The 25,747-nt window shown below is 44.1% G+C and carries 28 protein-coding genes and 5 tRNA genes; 24 read left to right on the plus strand and 9 right to left on the minus strand.

Going from position 1 to position 25,747, the window contains the following annotated elements; genetic code table 11:
• Window positions 1-98: 98 nt before the first annotated feature.
• Together YH65_RS01050 and YH65_RS01055 are read left to right on the plus strand one after the other, a co-directional pair.
• Window positions 99-1,391, plus strand: a complete 1,293-nt coding sequence (locus YH65_RS01050; protein WP_046550251.1) for an ATP-binding protein — start codon at window positions 99-101, stop codon at window positions 1,389-1,391.
• A 167-nt stretch (window positions 1,392-1,558) separates the two neighbouring features.
• A complete protein-coding gene (locus YH65_RS01055) occupies window positions 1,559-3,670 on the plus strand; it encodes an STT3 domain-containing protein (protein ID WP_046550252.1) in 2,112 nt (703 codons plus the stop codon).
• A gap of 1 nt (window position 3,671) precedes the next feature.
• Here the strand turns inward: YH65_RS01055 and YH65_RS01060 are convergent, their stop codons facing one another.
• Window positions 3,672-4,670, minus strand: coding sequence for a glycosyltransferase family 4 protein (locus YH65_RS01060; RefSeq protein WP_052746045.1), 999 nt, complete (start codon window positions 4,668-4,670; stop codon window positions 3,672-3,674).
• 148 nt (window positions 4,671-4,818) lie between these two features.
• Between YH65_RS01060 and YH65_RS01065 the strand changes: the two genes are divergently transcribed.
• Together YH65_RS01065 and gltX are read left to right on the plus strand one after the other, a co-directional pair.
• Window positions 4,819-5,088 carry a ComEA family DNA-binding protein gene (locus tag YH65_RS01065; protein WP_052746046.1) on the plus strand — a complete coding sequence of 90 codons (270 nt, stop codon included), beginning with the start codon at window positions 4,819-4,821 and terminating at the stop codon, window positions 5,086-5,088.
• Between the two features lie 86 nt (window positions 5,089-5,174).
• Complete coding sequence (gene gltX, locus YH65_RS01070; protein ID WP_046550253.1) at window positions 5,175-6,563, plus strand: glutamate--tRNA ligase; 1,389 nt, start codon at window positions 5,175-5,177, stop codon at window positions 6,561-6,563.
• Between the two features lie 22 nt (window positions 6,564-6,585).
• Here gltX and YH65_RS01075 read toward each other — a convergent pair whose 3' ends face one another.
• Complete coding sequence (locus tag YH65_RS01075; RefSeq protein ID WP_046550254.1) at window positions 6,586-7,221, minus strand: MqnA/MqnD/SBP family protein; 636 nt, start codon at window positions 7,219-7,221, stop codon at window positions 6,586-6,588.
• 73 nt (window positions 7,222-7,294) lie between these two features.
• Between YH65_RS01075 and YH65_RS01080 the strand changes: the two genes are divergently transcribed.
• The 4 genes from YH65_RS01080 (at window position 7,295) to YH65_RS01095 (ending at window position 10,316) form a co-directional block, all read left to right on the plus strand.
• Window positions 7,295-7,516: a MoaD/ThiS family protein gene (locus YH65_RS01080; RefSeq protein ID WP_046550255.1), complete on the plus strand. Its 222-nt coding sequence runs from the start codon at window positions 7,295-7,297 to the stop codon at window positions 7,514-7,516.
• A 3-nt stretch (window positions 7,517-7,519) separates the two neighbouring features.
• Window positions 7,520-7,954, plus strand: a complete 435-nt coding sequence (locus YH65_RS01085; RefSeq protein WP_046550256.1) for a molybdopterin synthase catalytic subunit — start codon at window positions 7,520-7,522, stop codon at window positions 7,952-7,954.
• 215 nt (window positions 7,955-8,169) lie between these two features.
• Window positions 8,170-9,369 carry a molybdopterin molybdotransferase MoeA gene (locus YH65_RS01090; protein WP_046550257.1) on the plus strand — a complete coding sequence of 400 codons (1,200 nt, stop codon included), beginning with the start codon at window positions 8,170-8,172 and terminating at the stop codon, window positions 9,367-9,369.
• Window positions 9,370-9,662: 293 nt separating this feature from the next.
• On the plus strand, window positions 9,663-10,316 hold the full coding sequence (locus YH65_RS01095; RefSeq protein WP_046550258.1) for a LexA family transcriptional regulator: 654 nt from the start codon (window positions 9,663-9,665) through the stop codon (window positions 10,314-10,316).
• 55 nt (window positions 10,317-10,371) lie between these two features.
• Here the strand turns inward: YH65_RS01095 and YH65_RS01100 are convergent, their stop codons facing one another.
• A complete protein-coding gene (locus tag YH65_RS01100; RefSeq protein WP_046550259.1) occupies window positions 10,372-10,710 on the minus strand; it encodes a TraR/DksA family transcriptional regulator in 339 nt (112 codons plus the stop codon).
• A 50-nt stretch (window positions 10,711-10,760) separates the two neighbouring features.
• On the opposite strand from YH65_RS01100, the gene YH65_RS01105 reads away from it, so the two are divergent.
• Genes YH65_RS01105 through YH65_RS01115 form a run of 3 tightly spaced genes read left to right on the plus strand, consistent with a single transcriptional unit; the run spans window position 10,761 to window position 14,384 of the window.
• Entirely contained in the window at window positions 10,761-12,758 is a 1,998-nt protein-coding gene (locus tag YH65_RS01105) for a thioredoxin domain-containing protein (RefSeq protein WP_046550260.1), read from the plus strand.
• 1 nt (window position 12,759) lies between these two features.
• A complete protein-coding gene (locus YH65_RS01110; protein ID WP_046550261.1) occupies window positions 12,760-13,110 on the plus strand; it encodes a DUF309 domain-containing protein in 351 nt (116 codons plus the stop codon).
• Window positions 13,111-13,127: 17 nt separating this feature from the next.
• Window positions 13,128-14,384: a SagB family peptide dehydrogenase gene (locus tag YH65_RS01115; protein ID WP_245609204.1), complete on the plus strand. Its 1,257-nt coding sequence runs from the start codon at window positions 13,128-13,130 to the stop codon at window positions 14,382-14,384.
• 3 nt (window positions 14,385-14,387) lie between these two features.
• Here the strand turns inward: YH65_RS01115 and nhaA are convergent, their stop codons facing one another.
• The 6 genes from nhaA to YH65_RS01145 all read right to left on the minus strand — a co-directional run bounded on the left by nhaA (window position 14,388) and on the right by YH65_RS01145 (window position 20,090).
• Complete coding sequence (nhaA, locus tag YH65_RS01120) at window positions 14,388-15,566, minus strand: Na+/H+ antiporter NhaA (RefSeq protein WP_046550263.1); 1,179 nt, start codon at window positions 15,564-15,566, stop codon at window positions 14,388-14,390.
• A gap of 163 nt (window positions 15,567-15,729) precedes the next feature.
• On the minus strand, window positions 15,730-16,071 hold the full coding sequence (locus YH65_RS01125; protein WP_046550264.1) for an SUI1 family translation initiation factor: 342 nt from the start codon (window positions 16,069-16,071) through the stop codon (window positions 15,730-15,732).
• Window positions 16,072-16,080: 9 nt separating this feature from the next.
• Window positions 16,081-17,643 carry an autoinducer-2 kinase gene (lsrK, locus tag YH65_RS01130; protein WP_046550265.1) on the minus strand — a complete coding sequence of 521 codons (1,563 nt, stop codon included), beginning with the start codon at window positions 17,641-17,643 and terminating at the stop codon, window positions 16,081-16,083.
• Between the two features lie 83 nt (window positions 17,644-17,726).
• A complete protein-coding gene (locus tag YH65_RS01135) occupies window positions 17,727-18,902 on the minus strand; it encodes a class II aldolase/adducin family protein (protein WP_046550266.1) in 1,176 nt (391 codons plus the stop codon).
• A gap of 3 nt (window positions 18,903-18,905) precedes the next feature.
• A complete protein-coding gene (locus YH65_RS01140; protein ID WP_046550267.1) occupies window positions 18,906-19,193 on the minus strand; it encodes a putative quinol monooxygenase in 288 nt (95 codons plus the stop codon).
• A gap of 159 nt (window positions 19,194-19,352) precedes the next feature.
• On the minus strand, window positions 19,353-20,090 hold the full coding sequence (locus YH65_RS01145; RefSeq protein WP_046550268.1) for a YaaA family protein: 738 nt from the start codon (window positions 20,088-20,090) through the stop codon (window positions 19,353-19,355).
• A 155-nt stretch (window positions 20,091-20,245) separates the two neighbouring features.
• Between YH65_RS01145 and YH65_RS01150 the strand changes: the two genes are divergently transcribed.
• From YH65_RS01150 to rplL, 13 genes are all read left to right on the plus strand, one after another.
• Window positions 20,246-20,321 (plus strand) — tRNA-Thr (locus YH65_RS01150).
• Window positions 20,322-20,376: 55 nt separating this feature from the next.
• A tRNA-Tyr gene (locus tag YH65_RS01155) sits at window positions 20,377-20,461 on the plus strand.
• Between the two features lie 22 nt (window positions 20,462-20,483).
• A tRNA-Gly gene (locus YH65_RS01160) sits at window positions 20,484-20,560 on the plus strand.
• Between the two features lie 178 nt (window positions 20,561-20,738).
• Window positions 20,739-20,813: transfer RNA gene (locus tag YH65_RS01165), tRNA-Thr, on the plus strand.
• 120 nt (window positions 20,814-20,933) lie between these two features.
• Window positions 20,934-22,142, plus strand: coding sequence for an elongation factor Tu (gene tuf / locus YH65_RS01170; protein ID WP_046550269.1), 1,209 nt, complete (start codon window positions 20,934-20,936; stop codon window positions 22,140-22,142).
• A 55-nt stretch (window positions 22,143-22,197) separates the two neighbouring features.
• Entirely contained in the window at window positions 22,198-22,350 is a 153-nt protein-coding gene (rpmG, locus tag YH65_RS01175; protein WP_011979817.1) for a 50S ribosomal protein L33, read from the plus strand.
• A 60-nt stretch (window positions 22,351-22,410) separates the two neighbouring features.
• Window positions 22,411-22,486: transfer RNA gene (locus YH65_RS01180), tRNA-Trp, on the plus strand.
• Between the two features lie 18 nt (window positions 22,487-22,504).
• Complete coding sequence (gene secE / locus YH65_RS01185; RefSeq protein WP_011979818.1) at window positions 22,505-22,684, plus strand: preprotein translocase subunit SecE; 180 nt, start codon at window positions 22,505-22,507, stop codon at window positions 22,682-22,684.
• A gap of 12 nt (window positions 22,685-22,696) precedes the next feature.
• Window positions 22,697-23,227, plus strand: a complete 531-nt coding sequence (gene nusG / locus YH65_RS01190) for a transcription termination/antitermination protein NusG (protein ID WP_046550270.1) — start codon at window positions 22,697-22,699, stop codon at window positions 23,225-23,227.
• A gap of 35 nt (window positions 23,228-23,262) precedes the next feature.
• Window positions 23,263-23,688: a 50S ribosomal protein L11 gene (gene rplK, locus YH65_RS01195; RefSeq protein WP_046550271.1), complete on the plus strand. Its 426-nt coding sequence runs from the start codon at window positions 23,263-23,265 to the stop codon at window positions 23,686-23,688.
• Between the two features lie 86 nt (window positions 23,689-23,774).
• Window positions 23,775-24,479: a 50S ribosomal protein L1 gene (gene rplA, locus YH65_RS01200; protein WP_046551949.1), complete on the plus strand. Its 705-nt coding sequence runs from the start codon at window positions 23,775-23,777 to the stop codon at window positions 24,477-24,479.
• Between the two features lie 218 nt (window positions 24,480-24,697).
• Window positions 24,698-25,189, plus strand: a complete 492-nt coding sequence (gene rplJ / locus YH65_RS01205) for a 50S ribosomal protein L10 (protein ID WP_046550272.1) — start codon at window positions 24,698-24,700, stop codon at window positions 25,187-25,189.
• 86 nt (window positions 25,190-25,275) lie between these two features.
• The gene (rplL, locus tag YH65_RS01210; protein ID WP_011979823.1) at window positions 25,276-25,650 is read left to right on the plus strand and encodes a 50S ribosomal protein L7/L12; all 375 of its coding nucleotides are present in this window, start codon (window positions 25,276-25,278) and stop codon (window positions 25,648-25,650) included.
• Window positions 25,651-25,747 lie beyond the last annotated feature (97 nt).

Consider the following 25,747-nt stretch of genomic DNA (forward strand, 5'->3'; position numbering starts at 1 on the left):
AAGAATGCACTCTGTATAGATTGCTGCTGCCGACAGAAGCAACAAGGACGAGATAATATTTATCTGTATTAAAGAAATAAACATATATAATCTTCTTTATGAAAAAGAAAGAAGAACTCAAAAGAATTATAAGAGATTTTCATCTTAATGCTAAATTTGATGTAAAACCTCGTACTTTACAACCGCCTGTTGATACTAAAAAAATCATTACGCTGATTGGTGTACGAAGATGCGGGAAAACGTCTATACTTTATGACATGATCAATCAACTGTCGGAAAAAATCGATAAAACCAGAATTTTATTTTTAAACTTTGAAGATGAAAGACTTGAGTTACGTATAGATGAGTTGGACTTGGTACTGCAAGCCTTCTTAGAACTTTACCCTGAGCAGAACTTGAGTGAGTGTTATTTTTTCTTTGATGAAATTCAGAATATCACGGGTTGGGAAAAATTTGTAAGAAGAATGTATGATACGATTAGTAAAAACATATTTATAACTGGGTCAAACTCAAAGCTTTTAAGCTCTGAGATAGCTACAAGCTTAAGAGGTCGTACTTTATCTTTCGAAGTTTATCCACTTTCGTTTAGTGAGTACCTTGCGTTTAAAGATATTGATGTTGACTTATATTCATCAAAAAGTATTGCACATGTTAAAAATGCCCAAGAGAAGTTTTTAACAAATGGCGGATTTCCTGAAACCCTGTTTTTGGAAGATCAATACAAAAATAAAATTTTACAAGAGTATTTTAATGTATTGCTTTATAAAGACTTAGCAGAACGCTATAATATTACAAATACGGTCGCACTAAAGTTTTTTCTGAAGAGGATTATCGCTTCTTCAACGAAGCAAGTGTCTATCAACAAAATATATAATGAACTCAAATCAAGCGGTATCAAAATAGGAAAAAACACACTGTATGATTTTTTAGATTATGTACAAAATATTTATTTGGCATTGGTTTTACACAAGTATGATAAGTCTCTTGTCCAGAAAGAACTGGGGGAAAAGAAGATTTACAGTATTGATATAGGTTTAAACAATGCAACCGCATTCAAGTTTTCTGATGATATAGGTAAATCACTTGAAAATGCTGTCTTTTTAGAGTTGAAAAGAAATGGCCAAGATATTTTTTATTATCGCGATGCCAATCATGAATGCGACTTTATAGTAAATGAAAACAACTGTATTGCACAGGCGATCCAAGTGACCTATGATATGAGTGTTGAAGATACAAAAAACAGAGAGATGAAAGGCCTACTTGCTGCTTGTAAAAACTTCAATCTTCAAAAGGGTACTATTGTCACTTACGATCAGGAAGATGCTATATTGGAAAACAACATTAAAATAGAATTAATCCCCTTTTATAAATGGCAACTAAATGACAAGTAGTTTAATTCAAAAAGGAAAGTGTTTTAAAGAACTTCTGTCAGACAGGTTTCTGGCCTGCGCTGGACAGGGTGCGAAATTTTTTTACACGTTTTCTTCCCCGGCTTCTGCCGCTATTTATAGTTGAAAAACTGTATAATCTTTTGAGAAAATTTTAAAGGCTTTTACTTATGGAGAAAACACAGGGGTTCGAAAGAAGGCAGGTATTGCTATTTATGCTTGTTGCCTATCTTTTCAGTTTTGCAATACGCATGATCTGGGTCTATCAATTCCAGGACAATCCGAACTTTTACTGGAACGGGCAACTGATGATCAACACTAATGACGGGTACTTTTTCGCTTCCGGGGCACAGAAAGTACTCTACGGTATGCATCTGGACAATCCGCGCATCCCCGATATGTGGTCTTTTGGTACGGTCGCCCTGACAGTGCTTCTGACGAAGGTCACTCCCTTCAGTCTGGAGACGGTCATCCTCTATATGCCTGCAATTATTTCGAGCCTGGTGGTGATACCGATCATCCTGATCGCACGTCTGTACAAAGGATCGCTGTGGGGCTTCTTCGCCGCGCTGCTCGGCTCTATCGCCTGGAGCTACTACAACAGAACGATGACAGGCTATTATGATACCGATATGTTCTCTGCTATGGCACCAATGTTTATCTTGTACTTTTTGATGAAGAGTACGATCGACTTCAATCTTAAATCAGCACTTTATGCAGCGCTTGCAATTGCTGTCTATCCGTTTTTGTATGATGCGGGTGCCTCCATCGTCTATGCAATGGGAACACTGTATGCCGTGTATATGATTATTTATCACCGGAATGAAGATACCACGTACAATTCAATTATTCTGGTCTTTTTGGCCTTGGTTCCATTCCCGCTGGCAGATCCCTATTCCTATATTGTCAAAATAGCGGTACTTGTTGTCCTGTATTTTATATTGCTTAAATCGTCATTTGAGCATAAAAAGTCTTTGTTTGTTATCGGGATACTTTTTTTACTTTTTATGTATTTTGGAAATGTATTCGGTCTGATCCTTTCAAAAATATCATTCTATACTGCCACGGGAACGACAGGAGCAGGTCTGCACTTTTATGGTGTAACCCAAACTATCCGGGAAGCAGGGAAGATCCCGTTTGAAACATTTGCCAATCGAATCTCAGGCTCGCAGATAGGTGTGATCCTCTCTCTTGTCGGATATATTGTTCTGGTCATCCGCCATCGTGCATTCATTTTGGCGCTTCCTTTGGTGGGAATAGGTGTATTTGCTTTGTGGGGAGGGCTGAGATTTACCGTATATGCTGTGCCTGTGGCAGCCATGTCTGTCATATACCTTTTTCATATCATTACCACGACAGTTTCAGACAAGAAGAGCATTTATCTGGTAGGAATGACTGTTTTGACTGCAAGTATGCTGTACCCCAATATTAAACACATCATCCAATATAAAGTTCCGACAGTTTTAAATAAAGCAGAAGTACAGGATCTTGATGCTTTGAGGAAGGTATCTGATTCCAAAGATTATGTGATGGCATGGTGGGATTATGGTTATCCTATCTGGTTCTACTCCGATACCAATACTATCATTGACGGCGGGAAGCACCAGAACGATAATTTTATTATCTCCAAAATCATGCAAACGACCTCTCCTGAAGTGGCAGCAAATTTAAGCCGCTTGGCAGTAGAGACCTATGTCTCATCCGGATATAAAACGATTGCAGACACACTTTTTAAGAACGGGCAGAAAGAGCAGCTTGATCCGAATCTTCTTCTCTCCGAGTTGGAAAATGATGCATATAAGCTTCCAAAGAAAACAAGGAATATCTATCTTTACCTGCCGTATAGAATGCTCAATATCTTTCCTACTGTAGCGGTATTCGGGAATTTGGACCTTACTACAGGCAAAGCTGAGAGAAAGATCGCTTTTTATCCGACAAATGCAGTGAAAAATGATAATGGGGTACTTCAGTTTTCCAACGGGATTGTGTTTGATACAAAAAAAGGTGAGCTCTTTTTTGGGAAACAGAAAGTACCTGTAAAGTATTTCATTGTTACCCAAATGACCAAAAACGGAGAAACGCAGATACAGACACAGCCGTATCATGCAGAAGGACAGTATGTGGTCGTTTTTATGAAGAGTTACGGCAGATTCATGGTCATGGATGAAGAGACATTCCGCTCCATGTATGTTCAGATGTTCATTCTGGGTAAGTATGATAAAGAGCTTTTTGAGCCGGTAGTCTCGTCTCCGTACAGCAGGATATATAAACTGAAGAGATAGTCTATGGTTGTTTGGCTTCTTTTTTGTAAAGCATATAATAGAGGGTCAGATAACAGATAATAAAGACCATAGCGATAGCGATATTGGTAGTTGATTTATTCGGGAAGATGGTTGAGAGTGTTATAAATGGAAATATGAAAACAACGATAAAGAGTGAGGTTAAAGGATTGTTGTGTGTAATCTGTCTGTAGACAAGCATATGAAAGTGGTTTGCATCCGGTTGCAGGGGCGAGTGTCCTATGTAGAGCTTTCTTATGATTGAAAAGAGGACTTCCCAGACAGGATAGATAAAGATGGCAAGTATATACCATGGGCTTACGCTTTCATATTTACTGGCAAGCAAAATACCGATAACGGCAACAATGAACCCGAGTAGATAGGCTCCGCCATCTCCAAGAAAAATTTTGCCTTTGGGGAAGTTCAGCAAGAAGAATCCAAAGACGGCACCGCTTGTTATCAGTATGATATCAAGTATGTCAAAGTTCTCCTGCCGGTAGGCAGTGATACCGAAGGAGAGCAGGATAAGAAGAATGATGCCTGAAGCAAGTCCATTGAATCCGTCAATGATATTGACGGCATTCATCATTCCTACAATGGCAAATGTACTGAAAAACACTCCCATCCAATAGGGCATACTGATACCCAGACCCAAATAGGTGACAACGGAGTCTGTGAGCCAGATAGCACTCATTGCAGCGACTACTTGGAGGACCAGACGGCGTCTGGGACTTAATGAATGGCGAAGATCTTCAAAAATACCGCTTAGAAATGCAAGTATTGCCGGAAGAAGCAGTTTTACTCCTATAGGCGTCAAGATGAAAAAAAGCATCCCAAGTACTATCCCCATACCTCCAGCCCTGGGTGTATGGTCTGTATGGTAGCGTTGAGGTTTTGCAATGTCCGCATCGTCCATGAAAAGTTGGTATCTATGGCTGAAATAGATTATTGTGATGAGCATGGACAGTGATATAAGAAATGGATAGACGAAGAGAGTGCTCATTGTGTGTATACTTTTATTTTTATAGAATTATACTGTAGGATTTATTATTTAACGAATAGAAGTGAAGAGAGTGTTTTTTCAAGAAATAGTTTGCTATAATATTTTTATTATTTAAAATCATAATAAAAAATAAATCCAAGGAAATAAAATGCTAAAAAAGATAGTAACAGGATTTTTGATTTTTGCTGCATCATCGCTGTTCGGAATGAGTCTGCATCAACTCAATACCGCTTCAAAGTCCGAACTTATGGAAATCAACGGTATTGGTGAGAAGAAGGCGGATGCCATCATCAAAGAGCGTAAAAAGGGGAAGTTCAAATCGTTCGAGGATTTTCAGCGGGTCGAGGGTATTGGCGAACAAACAGCTAAGAATGTCAAGAATGATGTCAAGGTCAAAAAAGATACTAAGAAAAAATAAAACTCAAAGAGCTCCGGCTCTTTGTCTCTCCACCTCTTTAACCACATTTTTGATACAATTCCACTAATTCATACGAAGGTATTATCATGACAGTAACACGTTTTGCACCCTCTCCGACAGGGTATCTACATATCGGCGGTCTGCGTACTGCTCTCTTCTCCTGGCTGACGGCCAGACATAACAACGGGAAGTTCCTGCTGCGTATCGAAGATACGGATATGGCGCGTAACTCCGAAGAAGCTAAGGATGCCATCCTGAAAGCATTTGAGTGGGTCGGCATGAGTCATGACGGAGAGGTCGTGTATCAGTCCAAACGTTTTGACCTGTATAAAAAATATATTGACCAGTTGCTCGAAGAGGGTAAGGCGTATAAGTGCTATATGACCAAAGAGGAGCTGGATGCGCTGCGTGAAGAGCAGATGGCCAAAAAAGAACGTACACGCTACGACGGCCGTTACCGTGACTTTACAGGGACACCTCCCGAAGGTGTGGACCCGGTGATTCGTATCAAGGCCCCACAGGAGGGGACGATCTCTTTTGTGGACGGTGTCAAAGGGGCGATGAATATTGCAGCAAATGAAGTAGATGACTTCATCATTGCCAGAAGTGACGGGAGCCCTACCTACAATTTTGTCGTTGCCATCGATGATGCACTGATGGGACTGACAGATGTGATCCGGGGAGATGACCATCTCTACAATACACCGAAACAGATCGTGGTCTACAATGCGCTTGGTTTCAAAATCCCTAACTTTTACCATGTCGCGATGATCAACAACGAGCAGGGAAAAAAACTTTCCAAAAGGGATGGTGCGACGGATGTGATGGAGTATAAGGCGCTTGGTTTCCTGCCTGAGGCCCTGCTCAACTTCCTAGTGCGTCTCGGCTGGAGTCACGGCGACCAGGAGATCTTCTCCGTGGAAGAGATGATAGAGCTGTTCGACCCGAAAGATATTAACAAGTCTGCTTCCAACTACAATCTTGACAAACTGCTTTGGCTCAATGCCCACTATATCAAGAACAAGAGTAACAGCGAACTGGCAGAACTTTTGAAGCCGTTTGGTGTGGATATCAGTGAACACGACAAGCTTGAAATGCTGCTCGATGCGACCAAAGAGCGTGGGAAAACACTTGTAGAACTGGCTGAGCAGATCAAGCTTATCCTCACTGCTCCGACAGACTATGACGAGAAGGCTGTCAAAAAAGCTTTCAAGGGAGAGGCAAAAGAGATCCTGACGGATTTCATCGCGATGCTGCAGACCTGGGAGAAACCGCTGCATCTTCCGGTAGATTACCATGAAGTAATGGAGAAGATCGTTGCGGAGAAGGAGATCGGGTTCGGGAAGATCGGTATGCCGCTTCGTGTCAGCCTGCTGGGAAGCATGACCGGCGCAGGGATGGACGAAGTGATGGCGATCATAGGAGTGGATGAGACGATCGATCGTATAGAGAGAGCGGTATCAACGATCGCGTAGGGTGCTGTGAGGGCACAGCACCCTACGTGTTCAAAAACTTTTTTAAAGACCTCTTCTCCCTGTATCCCATCGTATAATAGATCTGTTCCAGATACCAGGTGAGCTGTTTGGGGGTGATCCCTCTCTGTTTCGCTTCTTTTTTCAAGATATACTGCGGGATACGTACTTTTGTACGGGCAAACTGCTTTGCCAGGTTTTCCACCTGTACTCCGTTTTTGTTATAGCATAGTCTGGCAAAGACAAAGGGCAGACCTGTTTTTTCATACCATGCCTCTGCAAGGTCTATGCCTTCACCTCCGCCCAGGTAATACTTGAGTGCAGCATCACCTATGAGTACCCTGCCTTTGAGACCCAGTACTTTTGCCAGTCGGTTGGATGTGGCGGAAGCGGGATCATATTGGTCTTCTCCCTCCCGCAGCAAGACACTGTAGACTTTTTTATCTGCGATGATGCCCAGGTCCGTACATCCGAACTTTCTGGATTCGATTGATGAAATGAAAGCGGCATTGACCTCTTTCCTTTTGAGTGACCTATTGATCTGTGAGGGAACAGCACGTTTATAGCGGAAAGCCATTTTTGCCGAGGAACTTTTGAGGTAGCGTTTGAGAAAGAGCTGGAAAGGGAGAAGGTTTAGATAGCTGATAGAACCAAATAGCATACCACTCCCTTTTTTAAGCGTAATTATACCAAACAAGAATTATAATCGCCTCAGATTGCATAAAGGCTTTTTAATGATAAAAGTGGAATTTCTTGGTCCTATCGGCAAAGCACCCTTAGAGATGGAAGCAGCGACGCTTGCAGATGTTGCTGAAAAACTCAAAGAAGACGGTACGGTCAAAGAGTGGCTGCCAAAATGTGCAGTAGCACTGAACAATACGATGGTAAGTGATTTGAACACACCGCTAAAAGAGGGAGACAAGATATCTATCCTTCCGCCGGTTTGTGGAGGCTGAGTTATGGAACTGTATAACGGTCCCTTGGATGTCAAAGAGATCTTTGGAAGGTGGCTGGATGAAGAGGCCCAGTCCAACTACGGTGCGTATATTCCTTTTGTGGGAACGATACGTGCAGAAGAGGAGATAGAAGCGCTCAGTTTCGATATCTATGAACCGGTACTTCAGAAGTGGTTCGATGAGTGGCAGGAGAAAGCGAGGGCACGGGGAGCAGTGGTCAAAATGGCACATGCGATCGGTGATGTGCCCGTCCACACCTCTTCGTATGTTTCCGCGGTATTCTCTCCCAAACGCCGTGTGGCACTGGAGCTGATAGAAGAATTTGTAGAAGATTTCAAAGCCAATGCGCCGATCTGGAAATATGATGTGAAGAACGGTGAACGTATCTATGCAGAAGATCGGAGTACACCGATGGACGGAGCAGGGTTGCTGGCGTAATCCTGCGAGTGAAGAGTGATTGTAAGCATTGCGTTGCAATGCTTATACTGAATAGAGGGTGGCGTGAAATACGATACAAACCTACATTATTAATTATGCATTGTTAAGTATTAAATAAAAAGCGAAACAGGTTTCGCAAGAGCCGTCCGCTGAGGATGGTGCATCAAAAAGAGCTTTGCTCTTTTTGAAATCAGTATAAAAAGGGAACTTTTCACATGATACACTTTGATGAATCGATGACACTCCTTGAGGGGCTGCAGATCGAGAAGTACAAAACAAAAAAACTCTATATCATGGAGGCGCAGGGGTATGTCCTGGCAGAAGATGTGGTGGCTGACCACAACTCTCCGGAATTCCCGACAGCAGCCATGGACGGCTATGCCCTGAATCATGATGATATAGCCATGGGCAGGCTCAAGATAGCCAGTATCAATCCTGCCGGATCTGCTTTGAAAGATGAAGTGATCGGTGGTACCTGCATCAAGACTTTTACGGGTTCTTTGATGCCCAAAGGTGCAGATACACTCATTCCCATTGAAAATGTGGAAGTGGATGATGACGAGATCATTATCAAAGAGGAAGTCCCCCAGGGATTTTCCGTACGTGAAGTGGGAGAGAACTATGCCAAAGGACAGAAACTCATTGAAGCGGGAACAAAGATCGATTTTCCCCAAATCGGTGTGATGGCAGGACTGAACATTGTTTCTGTCATGGTCTATGAAAAACCGACGGTCGCCGTACTCTCTACGGGCTCCGAACTGCTTGATCTGGGAGAAGTACAGACAAATGATGCCCAGATACGCTCATCGAACAACTACACTGTCGAAGCAATCGTCCGGAAATATGACGGCATACCCATGCAGCTTGGATGCATCAAGGATGACAAAGCAAGTATCCAAAAAGCTATGGCGGAAGCGCTTGAGAAGAGTGATATCGTTGTGACCACCGGCGGTGTAAGTGTAGGTGATTTTGATTTTGTTAAAGACGTGATCACCGAACTGGGTTGCGAAGTAGTGTTCAAAGGAGTACGTATCAAGCCCGGACAGCACATTGTCGTGGCACGCAAAGGGGACAAGTTTATTGTCGGGCTTCCCGGATTTGCCTACTCCTCAACGGTCACGGCACTTCTGTATGTTGTGCCTCTGATAGAAAAACTGCAGAGAGGAAAGTCTTCCCTGAAAAAAGTGAAAGCCAAACTGAAAGAGCCTTTCATCAAACGTGCCAAAAAAGCGGAGTTCACTGCCTGTAACGTCTCTTTGCTTCAGGGAGAGTATTATGTTGACTTCAAAGGAAAGAAGGTGGGTACCTCTGCCATTCTGACCAATATGCTTGGAAATGTCGCCCTGCTTGTCACTTCAGAGGATGATACCTCCAAAGGGGTAGGGGATGAAGTGGACGTGCTTCTGCTTGCATAGCATCCGGGTTATACAAAATCAAATTTAAATTTGATTTTGTATTATACCCACTTCGCTCTGATCTTCAGAAAGAGTGCAAATTCCGCTGCCGTTCTGCATCCTGAGTTCATAGCTTCACTTAAGAGGTTTCTGTTTCTTTTAAAATCCATTTTAAATCCTTTTTCTTTTTTTAACGCCATATATGTCAAATTGTATGTAAAAGTATAAAAATAGTTAAAAAATATGTCAAATTGTCATACATTTAGGAAAAACATATTATAATTTGAAATATAAATATGAAAGAGGAGTGAAAAATGGTGAATTTCAATGAAATAATAGAAAAACTCAAAGATGTGATCTCTGAAACGAAGATCGGAGGGAAGGTCTTTGACAAAGATGTCGCCCAGGCGCTTAATATCCCCCAGGCAACCTTTGCCACAATGAAAAAAAGGAATTCCATTCCTTACGAAGAGATACTCGAGTTCTGTGCCCTTAAAAAGATATCAGTCAACTGGCTCTTCTTTGACCAGGCGGTCGATATGCTCAAGGAGCAGACAGAAAAGTTCTTTCAGGTACGCTACTTCTCTGACATACGGGCAAGCGCGGGCGGCGGGGCGGAAGTTTTTGATGAGAATTACGAAACGATCACTGTTGATGAGAAGATCATGCACAATATGGTAGGGGTGGGAAACACAGAGCTTGAAGCCATTCATGTGGATGGTGAGTCAATGGAACCGACACTGCAGGATGGCTCCATCGTGTTTGTAGACAGGAACCAGACTAATATCAACAAAGACGGCATTTTCATCGCTTCAACCACTGCAGGACTTTTCATCAAGCGTATCCGCCAGAGAGCGGATGGAATGGTGGAGCTCATCTCGGATAATAAAGCCTACTCTCCCGAAGTGCTGGCGCCGGATGAGGTCAGTATTGTGGGGAAAGTCGTTGGGAATATTGAATCGCTTTGATTTCTGTAGGGTGCGTGTCTACGCACCTTACGCGAAGAAGATGTACATTTTAGGTTTAATGATTTCCCGCACATGCTACACATCTGACACTTTCCGGACGTACGGACATCCGGCCTGTGCCTATCTCCTCTTCACACTCTATACAGATACCGAACATCGGTTTGTCGATACGAAGCAGGGCATTCCGGAGTCTGGTGAGCCGGACCTTTGACTCGTCGAGTATCTTGTTGTTGACATGCTGTTCACCCATCGCTTCGAGCCGGGTGAGTCGTCCCAGTGAACAGTCCGGAGAAATGGGTTTGACCTTCTCTTCGAGTGTGCTGATCTGCTCTTTGAGCGTTTCGATGTCTTCTTCTATCTTTGTGCGTATATTTTCTTTTTCTTCTTGTGTCATTTGTATCTCTTTATGGTATAGTTGATAATCATTATAGCAAAAGGATCTCTGTGAAACATCTGGTGTTGTTTTTTTTACTTCTTTCCGGAGTCACCTGGGCCAAACCGGCATATACCAATGCACTCATCCATGAAGATTCTCCCTATCTTCAACAGCATGCGCACAATCCTGTGAACTGGTACCCTTGGGGCAAGGAAGTGTTTGAGAAAGCCGGGAAAGAACACAAATTCATTTTTCTCTCCATCGGCTACAGTACCTGCCACTGGTGCCATGAGATGGAGAAGGAGAGCTTTACGGATGAAACGGTAGCCAAATTACTGAATGATGACTTTGTGTCCATCAAGGTGGATAGAGAAGAATACCCCCAGATAGACAAGAAGTATCAGCAGCTCTATATGGACTATTATGGTAAAAGGGGAGGGTGGCCTCTGAGTGTGTTTATGACGCCGGAAGGCGAAGTGTTCCATCTGGGGACATACATACCCAAAGAGGAAGGATACGGCTCCAAAGGATTGCTGAATATGCTGCCTGCCTTTGCCTCATTAAGGCAGAACAAAACAGCACTGCAAAAACGGATAGTCAAATATAGGCAGGCTCAGGCAAAAAATGCTTCCCGTAAAAAACTTACGCAGGATATCACAAAAGAGCTGCTCAAAAAAACGGTGAACGATATAGAAAAAGAGTTTGACAGGGAAAACGGTGGATTTGCTTCCCGTCCCAAGTTCCCGGAAGCTTCCAAGATAGTGCTGCTCCTGACCATTTACAGACTGAACAGTGACAAAAGGGCCTACAGCATGGCCGATACGACACTGAGAAAAATGGCCCGAAGCGGGCTTTACGACCAGATAGGGGGAGGATTTTTCCGCTACACGACAGACCGGGAATGGCAGAGCCCGCATTTCGAGAAAATGCTCTATACCAATGCCGAACTGATCCCGGTGTATGTGCAGATGTATGAAGAGACGAAGGACCCTATGTACAAAAGGGTCGTGCAGGAGACCATAGCGCAGATACGGGAGCACTTTATGCAAGAGGACCTCTACTTTTCCGCAAGCGATGCGGACAGTGACGGAGAAGAGGGCGGTTATTTCATTTACAATTACGACGAAGTGAAAGACGCACTTTTGAAAAAAGGATTGAGCATTTCTGAGACAGAAGAAGCGCTTGCCTATTTGGGGATAGAGGAGGATGGTAATGTGGATGGAGAACTTTCCCTCCCGCATATTACAGGAAGCAAAGAACCTTCAAGGCTCAAAGAGGTCAAACGCTACCTGAAGAAACTGCGCAAAACGAGGCGCTTCCCTTTTGTGGATACAAAGATCATTACGGCATGGAATGCGATGATGGTCAAAGCGCTTTTTGTTGCTTCCCGAGTTGATTCGGAGTATCTTGATGATGCAAAAAAGAGTTTGGAAAAACTCTGGATGCTGATGCGTCGTGACGGAAAGCTTTACCATCAGACACTTTACGGAAAAGCACCCAAACAGAAAGCAATATTGGAAGACTATGCTTTTTTGACGGATGCCCTGATAGAAGGTTATGAACGGAGTTATGACGAGCGTTATCTCTCTTGGGCAAAAATATTGTGCGAAGAGGCGGTGGAGAAGTTTTACCGAAAGGGTATCTGGTATCTTAGTGACGATCGGGTCAGAACCTTGGCCGATCTTGACGACCGGTACTATACTTCGGCACTCAGCGTAATGCTGGAGTCGCTTCTGAAGACAGCAGCATTGAACGAAGATCTGAACTATCTGGCTGTCGTAAAAAAAACCGTGGAGATGCAGGGGGCTGTACTGCAGAAGAGTCCGGCAAAAGCTCCCCGGTTTACGGAACTCTATCTTCTCCTCAAAAAAGGTGATGTTATCATCCATGCGAATAGGCAAATGTTACTTGATGCGCACAAAGAGATTGATAGTATAGGGTATCCTTTCGTTTTAAGCAAAGTTGAACAGAGTGACGAGTATCTTGCCTGCAAGATCAACACCTGTTTTGCACATGACAAGAATATAACGCAGTTGATTGAAAAGATTAAAAAGGCGGTGAAGTAGTATGCTGACCATGAACGAAGACCTTGAGGATGCGCTGAAACAGTACATCATACTGCTGGATAAGGGGGAATACTTTGATGCGCATGAAGTACTGGAAGAAGCCTGGCACCCCCTGCGTCTGAAAAAGGACCCTCTGGCAAACCTTGCCAAAGGCCTGATCAACGGTGCCGTTGCTTTTGAACATTTGAAGCTCAATAAAAGTAATGCAAGTGAAAAGGCGCGCAAGGTCATGACATCCTACGAGAAGCATAAAGAGATTTATTCAGATGAGATAAGGTATGCGATCCTGTTTAAAGCTGCCTGTATTAAGATTGAAGAGTTGAAAAGCGCATATCCGGAAGTGTGGTACTGATGTTCTGGTATCACGATATGACAAAGCATTCCTATGTTTCCGTGCGGCAAAACCCTAACTACCTCTCTTGGGAAGATCAGCCGGGTACCTACAAGAATTATCCTGGCAGTTATCCAAAATATAAGCTCGACCTTGAAAACGAAGAAGCGAATTTCCTTTTCCATATTGCAGGACTGACGGCAAAGAAAAGCTATCCGGGCGGTGAATACTACTTGCGTATCAATCCCTCCGCGGGCGCGCTGTATCCCAATGAACTCTATTTTCAGGCCCGTGGCGTAGAGGGGATAAAAGACGGTATCTATCATTATGAGGTCAGTTCAAGCTCTCTGACCCTGCTTCATGAGATCAGTGAAACGGAAGGGCTGGAGCCCTATTTCGGGTACAAGACGGCGATGAAAGGCTATCTTTTCCTGGTCTCGGCTATCTGTTACCGCTCTTCGTGGAAATACAGGAACAGGGCGTTCCGCTACTGCCTTTTGGATGCAGGACATCTCCTGGGGAGCGTGGAAGCGGCAGCACTGTTGAAACCCCATGCCGTACAGATGGTCTATGGTATTGAAAGAGAAACACTGAACAGGATGTTCGGTTTTGAAGATCGAGAGTGGTTTGTGTCAGGCTGCAGTGTAGCCGTACCTTTGGCCGGACAGGAGGTGAAGGGCATCGAATTCGAACTGCCCTATGTGGACGGCAGCCGTACTTTTGAGAAAAATCCTCTCATTGAAGAAGCTTATGAAGCTACGATGCAGCTTCAGGGATGCAAAAAGAGTATCAGGGCTCCAAAATTCACTTATCAGAAAGAGAGGCTGAGAGAAACGATCTTTCAGCGCAGGTCCCAGAGAGGGTTTCATGAAGGAGCCATTACCAAAGGGCAATTCAATTTCATCATGGAGACACTCATCCAGCCCGTTTTGAGCGACTGTGACGAAGAGGTGAATATCTATGTGGCCGTCAACCGTGTGCTGGATATGCCCTTGGGGCTGTACAAAGACGGAGCCTACCTGAAATACGGCGACTTCTCTCAAAAAGCCGGCTATCTGTGTCTGGAACAGTACAGTCTTGCTGCGCAGGGAGCCCTTGTATTTTTCCTGACCTCCAAAGGGGAAAACTATCAGGCACTTTACCAGAAAGCGGGTATCATTGGCCACCGGCTCTATATTGCATCACTCTACCTTGGTATCGGATGTTCCGGTATCGGTGCCTATTATGACGATGAGGTTAATGACTTTCTGGAAAATGACGAGATGGTGCTTTACGCTTTGGCGATAGGGAAGTAGAGATCAACTCTCTACATTTTTGTTTTTTTGCATACGCAGGATAAGGTATCCTGCGGCAGCCGAAAGAAATGATCCAAGTAGAATGGCCAGCTTGTCGGCATAGTGATATATCTGTGTATCATCGTAGGCAAGGGAATCCACAAAGAGACTCATAGTAAATCCGATCCCTGTCAATACACTTACCCCGTAGAGCATCATCCAGCTGCTCTCCTTGGGCAAAGAGGCTATACCCATTTTGATGGCCAGCCATGAGAATCCGAATACCCCTACCTGTTTACCGACAAAGAGCCCCAGCATGATCCCCAGAGGAACAGGACCGCTCATCGCTTCGAGAGAAATCCCTTTGAGATCTACGCCCGCATTGACAAAGGCAAACAGAGGAAGGATCAGGAAGGCAACCCAGTAATGCAGGTCGTGCTCCATCTCTTTTGCCATGGAAAAGCGATTCCCCTTTTTGTCTTTGGACTCCATAGGGATCATAAAAGCAAGTGCTACTCCCGCCAGGGTGGCATGTACACCGGATTTCAGTACCGATACCCACAATATAATACCTATGACGATGTAAGCTGATTTGATCGCGACATCCATACGGTTCATGATGAAAAGTATGGCAAGGGAAATGGCTGCGACAGTAATGGAAAGCGTGGAAAGGTCAGTCGTATAAAAAAGGGCTATGATCACAATGGCACCCAGGTCATCGATGATGGCCAGGGCCATTAGAAAGATTTTCAGCGAAAGTGGCACACGGGGCCCCAGCAGAGATAAGATTCCCAATGCAAAAGCAATATCGGTCGCTGTAGGAATGGCCCATCCGTTCATCGCAAATGATTCGCCTTTGTTGAAAAGAATGAAAATCAGTGCAGGTACGATCATTCCTCCGACTGCAGCTATACCTGGAAGCGTGATCTGTTTCAGGGAAGAGAGATGCCCCTCCATGACCTCCCTTTTTACCTCCAGCCCGATGAGGAAGAAAAAGATAGCCATCAGCCCATCGTTGACCCACAAAAGAAGCGGCTTGGCTATATGAAGTGCACCAAAACGTATCTCTACGGGTGTATGCAGAAAGCTGGTGTAGGCGGCACTGAGAAAACTGTTTTGCAGGATGAGTGCCAGAACAGTGACAATGATCAGCAGTATACCGGCAGAAGACTCTTTTTTTATAAATGATGTAATGGTGTCCATAAAGCTCTCTTTACCCAATATTTGACACGGAGGCACAACACGCTTTATTAAGAATACTGTTCCAGGATCGGGGTTTTATAAAATATTTCAAATATACTAACATGAATAGGCTAACAATGTTTAGCATACATGTTGTATCAAGGAACTTTCTGCTCTTACTGTATCATATCCTGAATCTGTATCCCTGTTCCCCAAGCAGGGTGCGCAGAGGCTCCTGTACTTCTCCCTGGAATTCGAGCGTGTCGTTTCTGACCGTACCGCCTGTGCTCAGTTTGGACTTGAGTGTTTTGAGAAGCTTTTTGAGTGCATCTTCTTCCAGAAAGAAAGGCTTGACAATCGTTACGGTCTTTCCTCGCCGTTTTTCCCTGGCGAAATGCAAGCGGTGTTTATCGGGTGTTTTGATTTCGGTTTTCTCTTTGCTGCTCTGTTTACTTTTGTTGTCTGACTGCCAGCCATCACCAAGATCGCTACCCATTTCAAACAGATTTTTCTTTGATTTTGCCATACTGTATTCCTAAACTCCCGGTGCTTTCCACATGGATGTTGTCAGCCCCAGGTCCACCAGGGCAAGCTGCGCTGCATAGACTTTCTGCCATTTTTCTGCTATTTCCCTATATCCCCTGTGGTGATCCATATTGGGATGATACGTCTTGTCCCAGGTCACCAGCTGCTGAGCCGCTTTGGGAATGCTCTCATAGATGCCTGTACCGGCACCCGCAGCCATTGCTGCGCCCAGTGCGGTTGCTTCGGTCACAGTGGGAATCCTGATGCGGCACCCTGTGACATCTGAAAGTATCTGGCACCAGAGTTCCCCTTTGCTTGCTCCTCCGGCAAAGACGATCTCCTCAAAGTCCAGGCCGGTAAAGGCTTTGACCTTTTCCAGGTTGATCTCCGAGACGATACAGGCGTTCTCTTCGAGGCTTCTGAACATGGAGGCTTTATTGCATATTTCCGGATCGATAGAAAGGTTGATGAAGGAAGGGGCTGCATGGTACCATTTGCCATACTTCATACTGTCGGAAAAAATGGGTATGATCCCGTAGGATCCGACCGGTACGGTTTTGGCTTTTTCTTCGAGGATCGCATAGGCATCCCTGTCACTGTTCTCAGCTTCCAGTTTTTCCAGATCACAAAAAGCATCCCTGAACCAGCGCATGATCAGCCCACTGAAAAAGGTGATCCCCTCAGCCTGGGAGAGTCCTTCGACTACGTGTGGATTGACACGGATACCCATATTTTCCGGTGGAGGGGTGTCGCTTTTGATGTTGACCACCTGTTGCCAGAAAGAACCGCCAAGGATGGCAACCTGCCCTTCTTTGACCACACCCAGTCCGGCAGAACCAAGCTGCACATCACCTCCACCCATCACTACTTTTGTAGCCGTGGAAAGTCCGGTTTTATCAGCGGCATCATCCGTGACGCTGCCGATGGCGGTACCGGGTTCGAGTACGGGAGGGAAGATATCGGCTTTCAGTCCAACCTTCTCTGCCATGGAGGGTACCCACGTGCGCTCTTTAAGAGAGAAGATACCGGTGGTCCCGCCGTTACTGGGGTCTGTTGCAATGATGCCGGAGAGTTTTGCCAGTATCCAGTCCCCTATCATCGATACGGAAGCGACTTTCTCATAAAGTTTGGGCCGATTGTTCTTCAGCCATAGAATTCTGGGCAGTGCGCCCAGTGCAAAAGTTTGTCCGGACAGGGCATAGAATGCTTCTTCAATGTCCGGGAACTGCTCTTTGAGATATCTTACTTCTTCGGCAGCTCTGGCATCGACATTGGCCACACCCCAGAGGGCTTCTCCGTTTTCATCATAAAGTACGATCCCCTCACGCATACTGGTCGCACTCACAGCGGCGATATCACTTCCCTGAAGCCGTGCCTGATCAAGCGCATCCCTGATGCAGGCAGTCACCAGTACCCAGTTGTGTTCCGTATCGAAGGTCATACTGTTCGGTACGCCTTCCTCCTCTATGTGTGTCCACTCTTGCTGCGAAGCGGAGATCTGATTGCCTTTTGTATCGAAGATGACTGCTCTGATACTTCCTGTTCCCGCATCGATCGCCATGAGGTATTGCATCGGTTTGTTTCCTTTACTGTTTAGGCCTTTCGGCTTGTATTTTGACCGTATGCTGATGTCCACTTTGGTGCGTGTTACGCACCCTACGCTTTAAGCTTTGCCTGTTCAAGTTCCCAGTATTCCATTTCGAAACTCTCTTTTTCACTGATGCTTCGGTACCCTCCGAGCTGGTCTGCTCTGAGTACAGCTTTCATTGTGTGCGCCACAATATCCTTGAGAATGTCCGCTTCTTTCTCATCCTTTCCAAAGAGGACCACGCCGTAATCTTTTACAACCGTATAGTTCGGCGCGGGGTTCAGCATGATCTCATTGCTTGCATGACGATTGAAATAGGCTATGTAGGCAGCGATATATTCGGTAATGGCTCCTGCAATGTCACGATCCTCGATGACCAGCGGTACTCTTTTTGTTCGGAGGATATGCTCCGGAGTCAAAACGCCTCTTGTGGCGAATGTTTTCAGCTTATGGTGTGATGCATAGGTCAGTGCCAAAGGGCTCTGATCTGTTTTTATGATGACTTCGTGTCCCTTGGCTTTTTCTATCAATGCTTTGAGCTTGTCGGTGTCGAGGCTTGCTTTCGGTTCATAGTCATTGAACGTAAGTGTGGTTCTCTTGTTCAGGAAATCTTCGGCAACGGTGACCGCTTCTATCATTTTGTCATATGACTTTTTAGCGTCATTATCAAACGTGAAGATACCGTGATGATGCAGGATGATCCCTTTGCAGTTTTCCCAGTCAAAATCCTGTGTCATTTTGTATATAGTATGTGCGAGGATGAACCCGGGCATGACATAGGGGACGATGAGAAAACCGGGAAAGAGTTCGGCTATGAGTCTCTTGCCCTCTTTGGAATTTGAAATGGTTACCACCGCATCGGCATGGGTATGGTCCACAAATTTGAAAGGGATCAGCGCATGCAGTATTGCTTCCACCGAAGGATTGGGTGCATCAGGGGTTGTCATGGCGGCTTTTTGTCCAGACACCATGTCAGTATCACTCAGAGATTCGAGCTTTGCCATTTCCAGCAAAGTTGTGAGCCTGACAGGGGCGAAGCCTTCTTCTTTGATAGATACGAGATCCCATCCGCTTCCTTTGACATAGAGAATATCCTCTCCATTCTCTCTGATCTTGACGGAGGTGTTGCCTCCGCCATGCAGTACAAGCTCATCACTCTCACCAAGCAGGTTGGAAGTATAGACCCTCAGGGCCAGGTCATCTTTGCATGCAGATGCTTTTGTATCATCCCATAGATTCTTCAAAGCTTATCCCAACACGATGAGTTCATCGGTATATTTCTTTTCGCAATAGGGTTCGTAGCTTGACTTGTAGGTTGCGTAATGTTCAGACGCTTTGTGCCCGTCGAGCGCTGCTTCGTCTCTCCAGGTCTCAACTGCCATGAACTTGCGGGGATTGTTCTCATACTGGAAGATTTCGTAAAAAATGCATCCCTCTTCGGCTTTGCTGGGTGCCACCATGGCAGAAAGCAGCTCCTTCATCTTCTCTTCGCTTCCCTCTTTGGCAATGAAAGTCACACGTTTGGTAATGGTCATAGGTCTCTCCTGTAAAATAAGTGATTAGAGCATAACAAAATCTTGTTTAGGTTCTGTTTTACCCGTAGTTTGTATCAAAAATAATGCCGAGAATGACACCGAAAAAAAGCAGAATGACCATGGTCCAGTAGAGTGTCTCTTCGCTTGGTAGTTTCATATTTATGCTTCTATGCTATAGATGATTTCAGTTTTATTCTTTTTGGTCTGTATCTCCTGTATGACAAGTCCCTGAATAGGCAGCTTCATGAAATCGTCAATACTTTCAACTCTGGATTTAGCGATCTCTCTCAGTACGATACCCCGGTAGGCTTTCGCCCAGTGGCTGACCACTTTGCCCCCTTTGATGAACTTGAGAGTGGTGTAGGGGTTGGCAGGTTTGTAGAACTTGTCGTAGAAGCCGGCGCGCAGGTCGAGGACTTCTTCATCTGCAAGGTATTTTTCCATCTCTGCGGCACCGTGTTCATGATAGAACTTTTCCACCCTGATCTCCCCGACAGGCTCTCCCTGTTTGAGACGGTACTCCGGGATGAGGTCGTCGGCCCGGAGATATCCGAAGAGGTTGGAGTTGAGGATGACATGCTCATCTATGTATTTCTGTGCCTTTGTATCCAGCGTGGTGTAGGAAAGATGGTCAAAAGCCACACCGGTGTAGCGCTCGATGGCTTTCATGGCCGGCTCATGAATGATGTCTCTGATATGTGAACGGATATCCGCCTCTTTTTTCAGGCCGAACATTTTAGAAAGTACCTGCATATCGCCTTTTTGAAGGATATTGGTATAGCTGTGCAGCAGTTTGGTCCGGTAGGGCAAAAGTTCTGGAAAAAGAAGTGTATCAAGCCTGAAGGGTGCTTCTCCTCCGGATATCTTGGTTTCGCTGGGTGCCAGTAGTATCTTCATGGATATTTTCCTTCACTGTAATTAATGTAGGTATTTTAGTTAAAAAGGATAAAAAAGAGAAATTTTTGTTTTTTTTACATAAATCCTTGACTTTTAAAACTTTTTTGTCTATAATTCCCGTCCATTTTAAGTGTAACAGCTTTCAATGCGATGGTGCTGGTGTAGCTCAGCTGGTAGAGCAGCTGATTTGTAATCAGCAGGTCGGGGGTTCGAGTCCCTTTACCAGCTCCATTTAGAACAATAATTATCAGTGTTTGTACCAGTAATATGACAAACGAATATATGTGGTGAGTTACTCAAGTGGCCAACGAGGGCAGACTGTAAATCTGCTGACTATGTCTTCGAAGGTTCGAATCCTTCACTCACCACCATTATGTTAAGTCACATAAAGACGCGGGAATAGCTCAGTTGGCTAGAGCGTCAGCCTTCCAAGCTGAGGGTCGCGAGTTCGAGTCTCGTTTCCCGCTCCATAAACTGGGAGCTGTGTGAATTATGTACTTCACATACTATTATTAACTTCGGCAGTCGGTTCCGGCAACAGTGTTGTTGATCCTTGTGCTACTAATAATCTCAGACAATTTGATTTAATATTTCCGTTTTAACTATATTGGTAATTCTCTGTATATGAGAATCCGTATATAAAGATTTGCCCATATGGCTCAGGGGTAGAGCACTTCCTTGGTAAGGAAGAGGTCGTGAGTTCAAGTCTCACTATGGGCTCCACGTTCCACAAATATGGACAAAAGTGTTACAGCTGTGTAATAGTTTTGTCCATATGGTATGGGGTCATAAGAAAATTAAGGTATAATACTGCCTTTAAAACATCACGCTAGGAGAAAAAGCATGGCTAAAGAAAAATTCGAACGAACAAAACCGCATGTTAACATCGGTACTATCGGTCACGTTGACCACGGTAAAACTACGCTTACAGCTGCAATTACTGCAGTACTTGCAACTAAGAACGATACAGCGCTTATGGATTACGATCAGATCGATAATGCTCCGGAAGAGAGAGAAAGAGGAATTACGATTGCTACTTCTCACGTAGAGTATGAAACTGAAAACAGACACTACGCTCACGTTGACTGTCCCGGTCACGCCGACTATGTTAAGAACATGATTACAGGTGCTGCACAGATGGACGGTGCGATCCTTGTTATCGCTGCGACTGATGGACCAATGGCTCAGACAAGAGAACACATCCTTCTCTCCAAGCAGGTAGGTGTACCATACATCGTTGTATTCCTGAACAAAGAAGATCAGCTTGATGATGAAGACAAAGAAGAGATGCTCGAGCTTGTAGAGATGGAAGTACGTGAACTTCTTTCTGAGTATGACTTTCCGGGTGACGATACTCCAATCGTAGCCGGTTCTGCATTCCAGGCACTTGAAGAAGCAAAAGCTGGTACACTCGGACCATGGTCAGAAAAGATTCTTGAACTGATGGCAGCAGTAGATGAGTATATTCCTGAGCCAAAAAGAGAGACTGACAAAGATTTCCTTATGGCAATCGAAGATATCTTTACTATCCAGGGCCGTGGTACGGTTGTAACCGGTAAAGTTGATAGGGGTCAGGTATGTGTAGGTGACGAAGTCGAGATCGTTGGTCTTAAAGATACTCAGAAAACAACTGTAACAGGTGTTGAAATGTTCCGTAAGGAAATGGACTGTGGTATCGCTGGTGACAACTGTGGTGTTCTTATCCGTGGTATCGCTAAAGAAGATGTACAAAGAGGTATGGTTCTTTGTAAGCCAGGTTCAATCACACCTCATACTCAGTTCGAAGCTGAAGTCTATGTATTGACTAAAGAGGAAGGTGGTAGACACACTCCATTCTTTGACAACTACAGACCACAGTTCTACGTACGTACAACAGATGTTACCGGTTCAGTGAAGCTTCAGGAAGGTACTGAGATGGTTATGCCAGGTGACAACGTTAAGATCAATGTTGAGCTTATCGCTCCGATTGCGCTTGATGAAGGTACAAGATTTGCTATCCGTGAGGGTGGTAGAACTGTTGGTGCCGGTGTTGTTTCCAAGATCATCGCTTAAGTAAACATTTGCGGGAGACAAGCGTCTCTTGCAAACTTATCATTAGGAGATAACAATGAGAGAAACAGTTCACCTTGGTTGTGAAAAGTGTACAAGACGTAACTATCACACAACAAAGAATAAAAAAACAACAACAGAAAAACTTGCACTTAAGAAGTATTGCAAATGGTGTAAAGAACATACTGTTCACAAAGAGATGAAGCTGTAAGCTGATTCTTTGAAATCCGTCACTTGCACCTTGGTTCAAGTGACAACCTAAATTCTATTTAGGCCAATAGCTCAGTTGGTAGAGCACTGGTCTCCAAAACCAGGTGCCGGGGGTTCGAGTCCCTCTTGGCCTGCCATAATAAAGGTAACACAATATGGGAAAAATTTCAACATTTATTGCAAACGCGAAAGCGGAGTTACATAAAGTAATATTTCCAACAAAAGTACAAGTAAGACAGGCATTTTTGGCAGTTCTCCTCGTGGTGACTGTAATATCAATATTTTTAGCATTGGTGGACCTTTTGATGTCATCAATCATTTCATCAGTTTTGTAAGGTAAAGAGAAGATGGCTTTTCAGTGGTATGCAATCCAAACATATTCAGGTAGTGAACTATCTGTAAAAAGAGCAATTGAACAACTTGTTGCCGATTACGGTATGGAAGATAAAGTTGAACGTATCGTTGTCCCTACAGAAGAGGTTATCGAAGTGAAGAACGGTGAAAAGAAGATCACCGAGAGAACACTTTATCCCGGGTATGCTTTTGCACATATAGACCTGGATACTGATCTTTGGCACAAGATCCAGTCTCTGCCAAGAGTATCTAGATTTATCGGTGAACAAAAGACACCTACCGCTCTGACTGAAGCGGATATCAAAGTGATTTTGGACAAAATGGAGCAGAAATCCGCACCAAGACCAAAAGTCGATTTCGAAACAGGTGAAATGGTCCGTATCGTGGATGGTCCGTTCGCAAACTTTACAGGTATGGTCGAAGAGTATGATCTTGATCATGGCAAGCTGAAGTTGAACGTTTCGATCTTTGGTAGGAACACACCAGTCGAGATCCTCTATACCCAGGTAGAAAAAATCATATAACCCTTTAGCGGTTAAATCAAACAAAGGAAGAACAGATGGCAAAAAAGATAGCTGAAAAGTTTAAAATGATGATCCCCGCCGGATCAGCTAACCCATCACCACCGGTAGGTCCAGCACTTGGACAGCGTGGTGTAAACATCATGGAGTTTTGTAAAGCTTTTAATGAAAAGACAAAAGATAAAATGGGATTCAAGATCCCTGTTATCGTAACAGTGTATGTAGACAAGAGTTTTACATTTGAGACAAAGCAACCGCCTGCGAGTGACTTGATCCTCAAAGCTGCCGGAGTTAAAAAAGGTACAGACAACCCTCTCCTCAACAAGGTAGGGTCTATTACTAAGGCCAAACTGGAAGAGGTCATAGATCAGAAGATCGCGGACCTTAACACGAATGACAGAGAAGCGGCTGCAAAGATCCTTGCCGGTACATGCAGAAGTATGGGTATCGAGATCGTAGACTAATATTGTTTGCGAGAACGGACTGTTTAAAAGATAAAATCATTACCACATAGATTTAAAATATGTGGGAGCAAAAAGCGGAGAAAAAGATGGCAAAAAAATTAAGTAAAAGAAGAGAGGCACTGCTGAAAAAAGTAGATGCAACTAAAGAATACAGCGTTGATGAAGCGATGGCTACACTCAAAGAACTCAAATCTGCAAAATTCGATGAAACAGTAGAAGTGGCATTGAACCTTAACGTAGATCCAAGACATGCAGACCAGATGGTCAGAGGATCAGTTGTTCTTCCTCACGGAACAGGTAAAACAGTTAGAGTAGCAGTTTTTGCAAAAGATGCAAAAGCCGATGAAGCTAAAGCAGCAGGTGCAGACCTTGTTGGTGCAGCAGACCTTATTGAAGATATCCAGGCAGGGAAGATCGATTTCGATATCGTTATCTCTACTCCTGACATGATGGGTGTACTCGGTAAAGTGGCAAGAGTACTTGGACCAAAAGGTCTTATGCCAAATCCTAAGACAGGTACAGTAACGATGGATGTTGCCAAAGCAGTTGAAAATGCCAAAGGTGGACAAGTCAATTTCAGAGTAGATAAAAAAGGGAATATTCATGCCGGTATCGGTAAGATCTCTTTTGATACAGAGAAGATCAAAGAGAACTTCGTGACACTGCTTGAAAAGATCAACAGAGCGAAACCTGCCTCTGCAAAAGGTAGATATATCACAAATGCAGCAGTATCATTGACAATGAGCCCGTCAATCACACTGGATGCATCTGAAGTAATGGAAATCAAATAATTTTTCTACGGCTCCGGCAACTGCCGGAGTGTTTATTTTCAAACAAGTCCTATAAGTAGAACTTTTTTGAGAGTAACCGTCAGTAGTCTCTTCGGAATGAAAGCGGTGATTTCTCATATCTTAGGTCAAAGACAACAGGGGCGAAAGCTTAATTAATATATCTGAAAAGGTATATGTGTGGTCATCCACACCCTTTTGTAGATCGGAAGGAGAAAAATATGACAAGAACCAGAAAAGAAGAATTGGTCGCAGAGATGACAGCAGAGTTTAAAGACGCTGGTGCCATTATCGTTTGTGATTACAAGGGTATGACGGTTGAGGATCTTGAAACTGTAAGAAATCTTGCAAAAGATGAAGATACAAAAGTCAAAGTCGTCAAGAACAGACTGGCAATGATCGCATTGCAGAATGCAGGTTGTGAAGCAGTTGACTTTAAAGACACTAACCTTGTAATCTGGGGTGATACACAAGTACTTCCTTGTAAGATCGCCGATAAAGCGGCAACACAGTTCAAAGATCACTTTACGATCAAAACGGGTCTCATCCAAGGTGAAGTCGCAAGTATGGAAACCATTAATGCAATGGCGAAACTTCCTACAAGAGACGAACTTATCGGTATGCTTCTTAATGTTTGGAATGCTCCGGTACAAAACTTTACAATTGGCTTGCAGGCACTTGCTGACAAAAAAGAAGCAGAAGCTGAGGCTTAATGTGTGGTGAGAGCCACACGGCTCTTTGTTGAGAAGCAAATAGTTTCTCATTATTATTGGTAAAAAATATTTTTAAGGAAATAAAAATGGCAACAACTAAAGAAGATGTATTAGAGTTTATCTCAAACTTGTCTGTTCTTGAGCTTTCCGAGCTTGTAAAAGAATTCGAAGAAAAATTTGGCGTAACTGCACAGGCTACAGTCGTAGCTGCCGGTGGTGCTGCTGCCGGTGGTGAAGCTGCTGAAGAACAAACAGAATTCAACGTAGTTCTTACAGATGCAGGTGCTAAGAAGATTAATGCGATCAAAGTCGTAAGAGCGATCACTGGTCTTGGACTTAAAGAAGCTAAAGCAGCTGTTGAAGAAACACCTACCGTACTTAAAGAGGGTGTTTCTAAAGAAGAAGCTGAAGAGTTTAAAAAGCAGATCGAAGAAGCAGGTGCTTCTTGTGAGCTTAAATAATCCTTCCGATTATTTAAATTCGTTCAGGCCTTGTGCCTGAACATTGTTGTACAACCTACTTGGATGCAGCGATAAACTATTCGGAGACATTTTCATA

Origin of the sequence: Sulfurovum lithotrophicum (genome assembly GCF_000987835.1) — a bacterium.
GTDB lineage: Bacteria > Campylobacterota > Campylobacteria > Campylobacterales > Sulfurovaceae > Sulfurovum > Sulfurovum lithotrophicum.